Origin of the sequence: Aequorivita iocasae (assembly GCF_016757735.1) — a bacterium.
Classification (GTDB): domain Bacteria; phylum Bacteroidota; class Bacteroidia; order Flavobacteriales; family Flavobacteriaceae; genus Aequorivita; species Aequorivita iocasae.
The window spans coordinates 725523-738049 of record NZ_CP068439.1 but is presented as its reverse complement, the minus strand read 5'-3'; the positions used below and the strand labels follow the sequence as shown (position 1 = coordinate 738049).

Below are 12527 nucleotides of genomic sequence, written 5' to 3'. Positions count from 1 at the left end.
AATGACGAAATTACAACAATAAATAGAACAAGTAAATTTTTAGTATATTTGTTAAACACAATCCCGTCATCGTATGGGATTTTTCTATTCCCGCGTAGGCGGGAATCTTATTATATAGAATTTAAGAATTAAAAAAGGGTTTGTTATACGCAAACGATGAAGTTATGAGTAAAGTATCTTATTATACAGCCGAAGGGTTAAAAAAGTTAAGGGATGAAGTAGATCATCTACGCGATGTGGAGCGCCCTAAAGCCTCTAATGCGATTGCCGAAGCGCGTGATAAAGGCGATTTGAGCGAGAATGCAGAATATGATGCCGCCAAGGAAGCACAGGGAATGCTGGAAATGCGAATCGCCAAATTAGAGGAAATACTTGCCAACGCCCGATTAATTGACGAATCGCAACTTGATTTGAGTAAGGTTTTAGTGCATTCCACCGTAAAAATCAAGAATCTGAATAATGGTATGGAAATGACCTATAAGTTGGTTGCGCAAAGCGAAGCCGATTTAAAAACTGGGAAAATCTCGGTAGATTCCCCTATAGGCCACGGTTTGTTGGGCAAGGAAGTAGGTGAAGTTGCGGAGATAAAAGTACCCAACGGGGTGCTTAAATTCGAGATATTGGAAATTTCAAGAGATTAATTATGGCGTCAATTTTCACACAAATTATAGAAGGTGAAATTCCTTGTTACAAAATTGCTGAAGATGATAATTTTATTGCTTTTTTGGATATAAATCCAAACGCTAAAGGCCATACACTTTGTGTTCCCAAGGAAGAAATCGATAAAATTTTTGATATGGGAGAGCATATGTACCTACAACTGATGCAATTTTCCCGAAAAGTTGCTCGTGCTTTGGAAAAAACCGTTCCCTGCAAACGTGTGGGGATGGCCGTTGTAGGGTTGGAAGTGCCGCACGTACACGTACATTTAATACCATTGAATGACATGGACGATATGCGCTTTACCAAAAAGGTTAAAATGACTTCGGAAGAGTTTGAAATGTTGGCCGAAGCTATTTCCGAAAAACTTAAACCGTAGGAATTAATAAATAAACTATTGCGGCAACCAAAACAATTGCCACAATTACCAAAACATAAAATAGAGGTTTCACCTTTAAATATTGTTTATTGGTTTCCGCTATTTTTTTGTTGTAATCAAAAACACGCTCAATATCCTCTGTCCAGTTTACGGGATAAATATCGTTTTTGCAGGTATGGCAATATAATTTGTGATTTATTTCTGTAGCTGGTTTTTTGAAAAAAGGCGTTTCTTTTTCTTCCTGCGTGAAAGTAAATTCCAGACCATCCGTTCCAAAGCACGTTGGGCAGTTATTCTTTAATCGCGAAGTATGAAGTGTATGGGTTTTAGAGCTCATTCTAATTTATTGTCTTTAGGGCTATCTCCATAGTAGTGCCTTGGTTCGGGATGCTTTTTGAAACACGTATTTTTCCATTATGGTATTCCTCTATAATTCGTTTTGCAAGTGAAAGCCCCAGTCCCCAACCACGTTTCTTAGTAGTGTAACCAGGAGTAAAAATTTTCCGGTATTCACTTTTCGTTAGCCCTTTTCCGGTATCTGAAACATGGACTAATGCACATTTTGAATTTTTTTCAATAGAAATGTTTATGGTGCCTTTTCCTTTCATGGCATCGATGCCGTTCTTAACCAGATTTTCTAGTGTCCAACTAAAAAGTTGGGGGTTCATTTGAACTAGAACAGGGCTTTCAGGAATGTTAAGCTGAAAATCGATAAGTTTTGAAGTACGTTTTTGTAAATAATAAAAAGTGGCTTTTGTTTCTTCAACCAAATCACAACGTTCTAATTTCGGCACAGAGCCTATTTTTGAAAAACGATCCGTAATCGTTTCCAGACGTGAAATGTCTTTCTCCATTTCTGCTACATATTCGGGGTTTACATTTTCACTTTTTAAAATTTCGGTCCATCCCACCAAAGAGGAAAGCGGCGTGCCAATCTGGTGTGCCGTCTCTTTGGCCATTCCGGCCCAAAGTCTGTTCTGTTCGGCAGATTTTGAGGTTTTGTAAAACAAATATATGGCTAAGATGAAGAGGAAGATTATCAATATTAATGCTGCCGGATAGTATTTTAGTTTGTTTATTAATGGAGAATTTCCAAAATAAATTATAGAAAGAACTTGATCATTGTAAGTTACTTCAAGAGGTTTGTATTCTGAAATAAATTGTTCGATTTTCTTTTTTCTGGCTCTTTCGCTCTCCAATACCTTTTCGTCAATATTTCTGCCTGTATAACTGTCTTCCTTTAAGGTATGCAATATCATGGGTGTAGTGCTATTGCTTTGGATAATGGCAAGTGCCGTCTCGCTAACAGAATTACCCTCGCCAGAAAGGCTTTGGGCCAATTCTTCTTGAGCAACTGCCCATATCTCCATTTTGGCGCGTTCGTTCGCCTTTAATTGGGTGAAAAACGCATACGTATTCCATAAAATAAGAGTGATTACAATAAGGGAAGCTAAAATAAAACCCCAACGGGAGAATGATTTGTTGCGCAGCATAAAGATTTTTTTCAGTTTAAATATAAAGCAAATATGTTAATATTATTGTACAACCAAGTTTTTACAAGCTATAATCTTTGGGTACATTTGCAAGTAATGATATCTATCGAACCACACGAACTATCCACCGGAAAACTGCACGGCTACCTTTTGGGCGCGGTGTCTCCGCGGCCTATTTGCTTTGCAAGTACCATTGACAAAGAGGGAAATGTAAACCTTTCCCCTTTTAGTTTTTTTAATGTTTTTAGTGCAAAACCGCCTATTTTGGTTTTTTCGCCGGCAAGGCGTGGACGTGACAATACTACCAAACATACCTATGAAAATGTTTTGGAAGTCCCCGAGGTAGTTATTAACATTGTGAGTTTTAACATGGTGCAGCAAATGTCGCTTTCCTCTACGGAATATGCCAAGGGGGTCAACGAATTTAAAAAAGCAGGCTTTACGGAAATGGCTTCCGAAATAGTAAAACCGCCGCGTGTTGCAGAAGCTCCCGTTCAATTGGAATGTAAAGTGAACCAAGTTATTTCCCTCGGAAAAGAAGGCGGTGCCGGAAATTTGGTAATTTGTGAAGTGGTAAAACTTCACATAAAAGAAGAAATTTTAGCCGAAGATGGCAGTATCGACCCTTTTAAGATTGATACAGTTTCACGGCTTGGCGGCAATTGGTACAGCCGTGCCAAGGTAGGTCTTTTTGAAGTACCAAAACCTTTGACAACCTTGGGCATGGGCGTGGATATGCTTCCCGAAGAAATAAGGCACAGTAAAGTTTTGACGGGCAATGATTTGGGAATGTTGGGCAACATAGAAAATTTCCCAAATTCAGAAGAAATTAATACCTTTATAAATGCTTCAGAAGAATTGAAATGGCTGCGGGATGAGGGCAATGTTTTAGAAATACACAAAAAAGCCCAAGACTTTCTTTGCGAAGGTAAGATTGAGGAAGCTTGGAAAGTGCTTTTAAGCAGAAAATAGAAGAAGAACAATAAATATTTAAGTAATAAAATGGAACTACAAGGAAAAATTAAAATGATAGATGAAACCAAAACCTATGGCAATAATGGGTTTCGGAAACGTGAGATGGTAATTACTACCGAAGAGCAATATCCGCAGCATATAATGATTGAATTTGTGCAGGACAAAACAGATTTACTGAACAATTATAATGTAGGCCAAGATGTAAAAGTGAGCATCAACGTCCGTGGTCGCGAATGGGTAAACCCACAGGGAGAAACCAAATATTTCAACAGTATTCAAGGCTGGCGTATTGAAAACCTTTCGCAAGCATCAGCGAATGGCGATATGCCCCCAATGCCTCCGGCGGAAGCTTTTGAACCTGCAAACGATTTTAACGAAGAAGAACACGACGATCTTCCTTTTTAATAAATATATTTTTCGACCATAGGTTTTTGGTTAGTAATTAAGACCCCAGAAATTCTCGATACTCTGGGGTCTTTTTATTTAAAAAATTTCATACATTTTGAATGATGTATTATTTAACCGATACGCTATGGTTTCCAAATCCTAAAAATGCAACTGAAGATGGTTTGCTTGCTATTGGCGGCGATCTTTCGGTGGAGCGTTTGTTATTGGCGTATAATTCTGGAATTTTTCCGTGGTATGTAGATGATCAACCCATTTTGTGGTGGAGCCCAGACCCACGGATGGTTTTGTTTCCGGAAAAATTTAAAGTTTCAAAAAGTCTTCGAAAGACTTTAAAAAGCGAAAAATTCAAAATTACTTTTAATCGAAATTTTGAGGAAGTTATAATAAACTGTGCAACGGTTCCACGAAAGGGACAGTCCGGAACGTGGATTACACGAGAAATGCAGGAAGCGTATGCTGCCTTACATAAAGCGAGACATGCTATTTCTGTTGAGGTTTGGGAAAATGAAAAGCTAGTCGGCGGATTGTACGGAATTGATCTTCCGCAGAAAAAAGTGTTTTGTGGCGAAAGCATGTTCAGTTTGGTGAGCGATGCTTCAAAAGTGGCTTTTTACTATCTTGCGGAATACGTAAAAAGCAAGGATTACAAGTTTATTGATTGCCAAATTTATAATGAACATTTAGAAAGTCTTGGAGCGGAGGAGATTGGGAGAGGGGAGTTTTTGGAAATGCTGGAGTTTTAAAATTACGACAAACAGTTTATTATAAAATAATATAAAGCTCTATCTTCGTAATCCACAATTCACTTTTCAAATGAAACATAAATACACAAAATATCTTTTGGTATTGTTGATGGCACTACAAACTGCTTTGGCCACTTCACAGGAAAAACCAAATCTTCCACACAATCTCACCGAAACGGAGAAAGGTCTCGTTTCCGATTTTCAATTTACAAGTCCAAGATTTTCACCGCCACCTTCGGGCCCTGTGCGAGCAGCAGCAGAATGGGAAGAGGTGGAGTATCTTTTAGTTACTTGGAATCCTTCTTACCCCAATATTCTTCGGCAAATAGTACAAGCTGGTGTGCAGGAGTGTAAAGTTATTATTACAACCCAAAATCAAGCTTCAGTATCCAATTATCTTACTACCAACGGTGTTGATATCACGAATGTAACTTTTTTAAACGTGCCGTGGAACAGTATCTGGATTCGCGATTATGCCGGAAACACAATTTATTCCGATGATGTGGGCGAACTTGCCCTGACCGATTGGATTTATAACCGTCCGCGCCCAAGCGATGACGTGATGCCAGCGGCGCACGCCGCACAAGTGGGAATTCCACTTTACACCACCAATTCTGGAACAAACGATTTGGTAAACACGGGTGGAAATTATATGAGTGATGGCTTGGGTAATGCCTTTGCCTCTAAACTTATTTTGAACGAAAATGCTGCTGGAAACCCTTACGGAGTAAGTGTAAAAACCGAAGCTCAAATAGATGGTATTATGCAGGAATATATGGGTATTAACCGTTTTGTGAAAATGAATACCCTTCCGTACGATCAAATTCATCATATTGATATGCATATGAAATTATTGGATGAAGAGACAATACTTGTGAGCAAATATCCTCCCGGAGTTGCTGATGGTCCACAGATTGAGGCGAATATCCAGTATGTTTTGGATAATTTTCAATCACCTTTTGGTACTCCCTATGAGATTGAATGGATTGACGCCCCACCTAGTACAAACGGAAATTATCCAAATACTGGAGGGCCATACAACACCTATAGCAACGCCGTTTTTGTCAATAAGACTATTATGGTGCCCACCTACCGTCCAGAGGTTGACGCCCCTGCATTAGCACAATATCAGGAAATGTTACCAGGTTACAATGTAGTAGGGATTGATGTGGATAATCCAGGTGAAAATTTGATAAATTCATTAGGAGCAATCCATTGCATTACTCATACTATTGGAGTTGCTGATCCACTTTGGATAGTTCACCAACCAATTGATGAGGCCAACGCCGGAAGTACAGTTACTATTGAAGCCATGATTAAACATAATTCTGGCGTAGCGCAGGCAAAGGTTTTTTGGCGTGAGGAGGGGGCAACTACTTATAACGAAATTGAAATGGCTCCATCAAACGGTGATAATTGGGCAGTAGATTTTACCATTCCAAATTCGTCCGTGAATATTGAATATTATATTTGGGCGAAGGCTATTTCCGGAAAGGAATTAAATCGTCCCATTGTAGCACCGGAAGGGTATTGGACTATTCAAGTGGAAACGTTATCAGCTGATGAGTGGGCACAGAACCATATTTCAGCAGCATATCCAAACCCAACAAATGGCAAAGTTTCTTTTAATATCAATGCCATTCAAGGGCTTGTAAATGTGAAAATTCACAACCTTTTGGGTCAGAAATTATATGAAGCAAAGATTGAAAACGGCAACGGAAAAATCACTTTGGACCTGAACCAAAACTGGAAGGGAACACTCTTGGTAACTTTTGAAGGCGACTTCGGAAAGATCCACAAAAGAGTTATTAAGCTGTAACTGATTTAGTTAAAAATCAAAATTTTTCAAAAAATCCACAATTTATTGTGGATTTTTTTGTTTTTTTACTTCATTAACCTACACAAACCACTGTAAACCTACATTTTACTACAGCGGTTTGTAACTAAAATCTAGCCCCAAATGAAATTCAAGTCTAACCTACTTGCGTTCCTGCTATTTGCAGGAATCACATCCGTTTCCTTTTCACAATCAGCCACAAAAACCGACGTCAATAAAGATATTGATGTAGTTCGTGTATATGAACAAGTAGTATCAGAAGGTTACGGCACGGCATTTATCTATAAGGAATTGGCTAATGCCTATTATTTCAAAAGTGATTATAAAAAAGCGCTTTTATGGTTTGAAAAACTTTTTGAAGCTGAAAAAACAAATGATCCAGATATTTTACAACGTTATAAACAAACGCTCAAGGCTGTAAAATCTTCTGAAAATTCAAAAGCTGTGGTAAAACTTTAAGATTTGATTTTTTACGACTTAAATAAGGTTGGCGGCTGAATTTGTTAAATTATTGCGTATTGGCAATATATTGAGTGTTTTTCAGTTTTTTTGAAAAACAAACCTCGTGAGCAGTTATATCCCCATATAGCCTGTTTGCATTAAACTCAATATCCCCAATGATTACAAAGCGTAACCTGCTTGCCTTATTTTTATTTGTCAGCATTTGCACCATTTCTTTCTCACAAACAAAAACACACAAAACAGATGTAAATAAAGACATTGATGTGGTTCGAGTATATGAGCAAGTTGTGGAAGAAGGCTATGGCACTCCCTTTATTTATAAAAAGTTGGCCACAGCTTATTATTTTAAAAGTGAATATGATAAAGCAGTTTCTTGGTTTCAAAAATTATTTTCGGAAGAAAAAAGTACAGATCCAGAACTTGCCCATCAATATAATCAGGCATTGAAAGCAGTTGCTGCAGCCAATTCAAAAAATTCAAAAAAAGATATTTTCTGAAATAATCACACCTCGAGAAAGCGGAAGCAATCCTCAATATGGTCGTTCACCATTCCCGTTGCTTGCATATGTGCGTAAACAACTGTGCTGCCCACAAATTTAAAGCCTCGCTTTTTTAAATCTTTACTCAAGGCATCACTTTCGGCGCTTGTGGCCTGCGCATCTTTATGTGTTTCCCAAAAGTTTTTAATAGGCTTGTGATTTACAAATTTCCAAATATATTCAGTAAAACTTCCAAACTCTTTTTGGATTTCCATAAAAGCTTTTGCGTTCGTAACCGCAGAAGTTACTTTTAATTTATTGCGAATAATGCCTTCATCCTGCAGAAGTGAATCAATTTTTGCTTGGTCGTATTTGGCTATTTTTTTATAGTCGAAATTGTCAAAGGCTTTTCTGAAATTTTCACGCTTCCGAAGAATCGTAATCCAGCTCAGTCCTGCCTGAAAGGTTTCCAAAAGAAGAAATTCAAACATTGTTTCATCGTCCTTAACTGGCACACCCCATTCCTCGTCATGATATTTTACATATAGTGGGTCGGTTCCGCACCAGCCACAGCGAATTTTTTCTGAACTCATATTTTATAGTTATTTATTGTTGGCCCGGGAAGTTAAAGGTTATCGTGCCCAATTGCCTCGCTTTTGAAGCATCTGTGGTAAAACGTGCTTGTTCTGAATATTCCAGCGCAGCATCAATCAAACATTCATTTGCGGTTGTAGAAGCCGTCTTGTTGTAAGAATTTTTCACAACCTTTCCCAAATTGTTCACTTCAACATTTATCACCACCTTTCCAGAACCGTAACAGGTATAAACGGGATTGGGCAGGTCAATATCTTTTCGGTTTACCAATTGGTAACTTATTGTTGTATTTCGGTTACCTCCTTTAACAACTGCCTCGGCATCTTTACCGCTATCACTATTTGAGAATTTCTTCTTTTTTTCTTTTTCAGTCTTTGGTGTAATTGAAGTTCCAATACCACTATCGTTTTTGGAATTTTCCATTGCATCGTTCATTTCTTGAAGCTTACCTTCGGTAGTTTCAGTTATTTCTTCGTCTTCATTTTCAACCGAGGAAATAAATTTTTCGGCTTCGTTATAGGCTCGATTGGTTTCAATCTTTACATTTTCGGGAGTGAGTTCTGCAATGGCGAGGTCTTCGGGAAGCAATTCCTCGGGAGCCATCACTACATCATAGGTTTCTTCAGTGTTTTCTTCCTGTTCTTTTGAAAGTTTTACACTGAATAGAAAAAGCACCAAACTGCCCGTAAGCAGTGAAGTTATGAGGAATGCTCTGTATGAATAATTGAAATTCATTATTGCAAGTACCGAAATTTTGTGCAAAATTCCACAAAACTGCTGAAAATTAAGACGGTATTAAAGATATTTTAACTTGGAAGCGAGGCCTCAAAAGCTTCAATTCCCACTGCGTCTTCAACTGAAAATTCACCTATTCGGGTTCTGCGCAGGGCAGAAAGATGTGCGCCGTTGTTTAATGCCTTTCCAAAATCGTTTGCCAAGGAGCGGATATACGTGCCTTTGCTGCAAATCACGCGAAAATCTACTTTTGGAAGCGCAATCTCTGTGATTTCAAATTCTGAAATTGTAATGGTTCGAAAAGGAATTTCAACCTCTTCGCCACTTCGGGCAAATTCATACAAACGTTTTCCATCTTTTTTCAAGGCCGAAAAAACGGGCGGTTGCTGTTGAATTTCACCAATGAATTGTTTTGTGGCTTCGTAAATTTCTTCCGAAGTAATTTCTGAAATGTCAAAGGTTTGGTCAATCTCCGTTTCCAAATCGTAGCTGGGCGTAGTGGCGCCAAGTGTAAAAGTACCCGTGTATTCCTTCTCCTGTGCTTGGAAAGTGTCTATTTTTTTGGTGAATTTTCCAGTGCAAATAATTAAAAGCCCCGTGGCCAAAGGATCGAGCGTGCCGGCGTGGCCCACTTTTATTTTTTTGATTCCGAAGGATTTCCGGATGAGCCAACGCACTTTGTTTACCGCTTGGAAAGATGTCCATTCCAAGGGTTTATCTATCAAAATTACTTGGCCTTCTTTGTAATCCTCTGCAATCATTACACGTAAAAACTTGAAATGATAGCAATAAGGCCAATGAGTACGCAATAGATTGAAAAGTAGCGCAGCTTGCTTTTTTTAACAAGTGAAATCATCCAAGTGCAGGCTATAAGTCCGCAGATAAATGCGGCCAAAAAACCTACGCCCATAACGCCCAAATGTGAGTTGTGTGTAGCTATTTCGCCACTTAAAAGGTCTTTTGCTATTTTTCCGAAGATTAAGGGGACGACCATTAAGAATGAAAACCGGGCAGCTTTAGTTTTGTCGTTCCCTAAAAGAACAGAGGTTGAAATAGTGGCGCCACTTCGGGAAATTCCGGGTAACATAGCCACGGCCTGCGCTACTCCTATAATAATGGAATCCTTAATGGTTACTGGCTTTCCAGTGTTTTTGGAACGATCTGCCAACCACAAAAGGACAGCGGTAATTATGAGCATAGCCCCTACGAAAGCAATGCTTCCGCCGAAAAATGATTCCAATTTCTGTTCAAAAAGCAAACCGATTATAACGGCAGGAAGCATGGAAAGAACGATTTTGAAAGCAAATTGCGTCTCTTCATTCCATTGAAATTTCAGAATACCTCCAAAAATCTGAATAATATCTTTTCTAAAAACCACGAGCGTACTGAGCGCCGTAGCAAAGTGGAGAATTACCGTAAAAAGCAAACTTTCCTCGGGCACGGAAGTATCTCCCAAAATTGCTTTTCCTATTTCGAGATGGCCGCTGGAGGAAACGGGCAGAAATTCCGTAAAACCTTGTATAATACCAAGAATAATGGCGTCTAGATAATCCACTAATTTTCTTCTTTGCTATCGGGTTTCAATAATATGGCGTACACTTCAATTGCAAAGCCTAAAAGCACCAGTGCGGGAGCCAAGCGGATTCTTCTCCAATTGTAGATTTCAGGATTAAAAACGTTGGGATCGTCGCTTCCGCCGCCGGTCATAAGTATAAAACCTAGGGCAATAAAAGCCACGCCAATAAGCATGAATTTGTAGTTTCTTTTATCAAAAACAAACTGCGGCTCGTAATTTTCTTTTCGTTTTTTCTCTCCCATCGTTTAAAAAGTTTCAGGTTTCAAGTTCAAAGTTACAGGTTTCACTGATTTGTAAAGAAACTATCAATAATACAAATCATCGGTTCGCAGGTTCAAAAAGCGCTGCGTAGCTATAAATGTACTGATCCACGTTATTAAAACGCCCATTAAAAATATAAATATAAACAGCACTGCCAAAAGCACAGGATCTCCCAATAATTGTAATTGGGGGAAGCTTTGGTTGAGGTAATAAAGCACTATGCCCATTCCAATCATAGCTACAATGGCGCCAACTATTCCAAGGCGTACACTTTTCCAAACAAAAGGTTTGCGAATAAATTTTTTTGTCGCGCCAACCATTTGCATTGTTTTAATTGTAAATCGTTTTGCGTAAATACTCAAGCGAATGCTGCTATTTATAAGCAATACGGCGATAAACGTGAAAATTCCACTGATTACCAAAACCCAAAAACTGATGCGTTTTACATTTTCGGTGAGCTGTGCAATCAAAGGCTTGTCATAAATTACGTCATCCACAAAATCCTTGCTTTTCAGCTCATTGGTTATTTCCTCCATTTTTTGTGGCGTAACGTAATCTGCAAGTATGTAAACGTCAATGCTGTTTTGCAGTGGATTTTCACCCAAATATTCAATGAAATTTTCGCCCAAGGTTTCTTGGTGCTCCTTCGCGGCGTCTTCCTTTGAAACAAAAGTTGCAGATTTTGTGTATTCCGCCAAAGCTAGACTTTGCTTGAGTTGCGTGATTTCAACTTCTTTAGCGGTATCTTTCAAAAAAACGGTAATCGCTATTTGTTCCTTAAAATAATCGGCAACTTTTTTTGAATTCAAAACCAACAATCCCAATAATCCCAATAGAAAAAGCACCAGCGAAATACTGATGACCACTGAAAAATAGGAAGAAATCAATCTGCGTTTTTGATATTTTTCAAAAGAAGAACTCATAGGGTTTTTTGAATTTTGCCGTAAAAATACAAGTAATTTTGCATCTTGTGTTAAACAACGCCGAAAGTTTCCAATTTGTTATAATAAGATTAAATTTGGGGTGCCTTAAATTAAATTATTATCAAAAACACCCTACTAGAATCCCTAAAAATTTCCCGCCCCGGACTTTGGTTTCCAACCATTTGGATTTATATGGTTCCTTTTGACCTATCTTCAAATTTTTGGGAAAGGCCACTTTTTTGGGTTGGGCTCTTCTTTGTCACTTTTCCTTTAAATTTTTTGGTATATGGCTTGAATGACTTTACCGACGGAAAGGCAGATTCATTAAATCCGCGAAAGGGAAATTATCTTTTTGGTGCCAAATTGAGCAAAGAAGAATTAACAAACGTACCATGGCAAATCTGTTTCGTGATGGTTCCTTTTTTGGCATATTTTTCATACATCGGAGGGGGCGAACTCTTCATTTTGCTGTTGTTTATGATTGTTATTAATATCATTTACAACTACAAGCCCTTTCGTTTGAAAGAACGCCCACCATTCGAGATTTTAATTCAAATTGGCTATGTTTTCACCGCACTTTTCAGCATACTCTTAAATGATTTGGAAATGATTCCGTGGCAAACTCTGCTCTATCTTTCACTTTTTGCATTCCAAGCCCATATTGCGGGGGAAATTATGGATATCGAGCCAGATAGATTAGTGGGAAAGAAAACTACTGCAGTTTTAATAGGAAGAAAAAAAGCAAAGTTTTTAATGCTTTTCCTGCTTTTATTTGAAGCATATATCTTGAAATTTTGGTTTAACGATTGGGTGCTGTCTTCCTTTTTGGCAGCGTTCTCCATTTGGCTAATCTTGGATATTTTCATTTTTTTTAAAGATAAGCCCTACAATTTGAAACAAATGAAACTCTTCGGAATCGCCATCAACATTTCCGCAATTCTTTCGATGGTTTGGGTACTTTATTCAGGAAATCTGCTGCATCCAAATTTTTAAAATATAGGG

The 12527-nt window shown here is 38.3% G+C and carries 17 protein-coding genes; 9 read left to right on the top strand and 8 right to left on the bottom strand.

The window, feature by feature from the left end; all coding sequences use genetic code 11:
• Positions 1-164 precede the first annotated feature (164 nt).
• Together greA and JK629_RS03530 are read left to right on the top strand one after the other, a co-directional pair.
• Positions 165-641, top strand: a complete 477-nt coding sequence (gene greA, locus JK629_RS03535; RefSeq protein ID WP_202337256.1) for a transcription elongation factor GreA — start codon at positions 165-167, stop codon at positions 639-641.
• A 2-nt stretch (positions 642-643) separates the two neighbouring features.
• Positions 644-1039, top strand: coding sequence for an HIT family protein (locus JK629_RS03530; protein ID WP_202337255.1), 396 nt, complete (start codon positions 644-646; stop codon positions 1037-1039).
• On the opposite strand, the gene JK629_RS03525 is transcribed toward JK629_RS03530, so the two are convergent.
• Positions 1029-1376 (bottom strand): hypothetical protein, encoded by a 348-nt coding sequence (locus JK629_RS03525; RefSeq protein ID WP_202337254.1) that lies wholly within the window; start codon positions 1374-1376, stop codon positions 1029-1031. The genes JK629_RS03530 and JK629_RS03525 overlap by 11 nt on opposite strands.
• Before the next feature lies 1 nt (position 1377).
• Positions 1378-2532: a sensor histidine kinase gene (locus tag JK629_RS03520; protein ID WP_202337253.1), complete on the bottom strand. Its 1155-nt coding sequence runs from the start codon at positions 2530-2532 to the stop codon at positions 1378-1380.
• Positions 2533-2628: 96 nt separating this feature from the next.
• Here JK629_RS03520 and JK629_RS03515 point away from each other — a divergent pair, with 96 nt between their 5' ends.
• The 6 genes from JK629_RS03515 (at position 2629) to JK629_RS03490 (ending at position 7454) form a co-directional block, all read left to right on the top strand.
• The gene (locus tag JK629_RS03515; protein ID WP_202337978.1) at positions 2629-3504 is read left to right on the top strand and encodes a flavin reductase family protein; all 876 of its coding nucleotides are present in this window, start codon (positions 2629-2631) and stop codon (positions 3502-3504) included.
• Positions 3505-3534: 30 nt separating this feature from the next.
• Positions 3535-3912: a DUF3127 domain-containing protein gene (locus tag JK629_RS03510; protein WP_202337252.1), complete on the top strand. Its 378-nt coding sequence runs from the start codon at positions 3535-3537 to the stop codon at positions 3910-3912.
• 104 nt (positions 3913-4016) lie between these two features.
• The gene (gene aat / locus JK629_RS03505; RefSeq protein WP_202337977.1) at positions 4017-4658 is read left to right on the top strand and encodes a leucyl/phenylalanyl-tRNA--protein transferase; all 642 of its coding nucleotides are present in this window, start codon (positions 4017-4019) and stop codon (positions 4656-4658) included.
• A gap of 70 nt (positions 4659-4728) precedes the next feature.
• Positions 4729-6477: an agmatine deiminase family protein gene (locus JK629_RS03500; RefSeq protein ID WP_202337251.1), complete on the top strand. Its 1749-nt coding sequence runs from the start codon at positions 4729-4731 to the stop codon at positions 6475-6477.
• A 141-nt stretch (positions 6478-6618) separates the two neighbouring features.
• Positions 6619-6954, top strand: coding sequence for a tetratricopeptide repeat protein (locus tag JK629_RS03495; RefSeq protein WP_202337250.1), 336 nt, complete (start codon positions 6619-6621; stop codon positions 6952-6954).
• A gap of 158 nt (positions 6955-7112) precedes the next feature.
• Entirely contained in the window at positions 7113-7454 is a 342-nt protein-coding gene (locus JK629_RS03490; RefSeq protein WP_202337249.1) for a hypothetical protein, read from the top strand.
• 5 nt (positions 7455-7459) lie between these two features.
• On the opposite strand, the gene JK629_RS03485 is transcribed toward JK629_RS03490, so the two are convergent.
• From JK629_RS03485 to JK629_RS03460, 6 genes are all read right to left on the bottom strand, one after another.
• Complete coding sequence (locus JK629_RS03485; RefSeq protein WP_202337248.1) at positions 7460-8029, bottom strand: DNA-3-methyladenine glycosylase I; 570 nt, start codon at positions 8027-8029, stop codon at positions 7460-7462.
• Between the two features lie 13 nt (positions 8030-8042).
• Positions 8043-8765, bottom strand: coding sequence for a hypothetical protein (locus JK629_RS03480; protein WP_202337247.1), 723 nt, complete (start codon positions 8763-8765; stop codon positions 8043-8045).
• A 71-nt stretch (positions 8766-8836) separates the two neighbouring features.
• A complete protein-coding gene (gene truB / locus JK629_RS03475) occupies positions 8837-9526 on the bottom strand; it encodes a tRNA pseudouridine(55) synthase TruB (protein ID WP_202337246.1) in 690 nt (229 codons plus the stop codon).
• Complete coding sequence (locus tag JK629_RS03470) at positions 9526-10320, bottom strand: undecaprenyl-diphosphate phosphatase (RefSeq protein ID WP_202337245.1); 795 nt, start codon at positions 10318-10320, stop codon at positions 9526-9528. Before JK629_RS03470 ends, truB begins: the two co-directional genes overlap by 1 nt.
• Positions 10320-10583, bottom strand: a complete 264-nt coding sequence (locus tag JK629_RS03465) for a DUF3098 domain-containing protein (protein ID WP_202337244.1) — start codon at positions 10581-10583, stop codon at positions 10320-10322. The genes JK629_RS03470 and JK629_RS03465 overlap by 1 nt, the downstream gene beginning before the upstream one ends.
• Positions 10584-10646: 63 nt before the next feature.
• A complete protein-coding gene (locus JK629_RS03460; protein ID WP_202337243.1) occupies positions 10647-11525 on the bottom strand; it encodes a cell division protein FtsX in 879 nt (292 codons plus the stop codon).
• A gap of 114 nt (positions 11526-11639) precedes the next feature.
• Here JK629_RS03460 and JK629_RS03455 point away from each other — a divergent pair, with 114 nt between their 5' ends.
• Positions 11640-12518 carry a UbiA family prenyltransferase gene (locus JK629_RS03455; protein ID WP_317193700.1) on the top strand — a complete coding sequence of 293 codons (879 nt, stop codon included), beginning with the start codon at positions 11640-11642 and terminating at the stop codon, positions 12516-12518.
• Positions 12519-12527 lie beyond the last annotated feature (9 nt).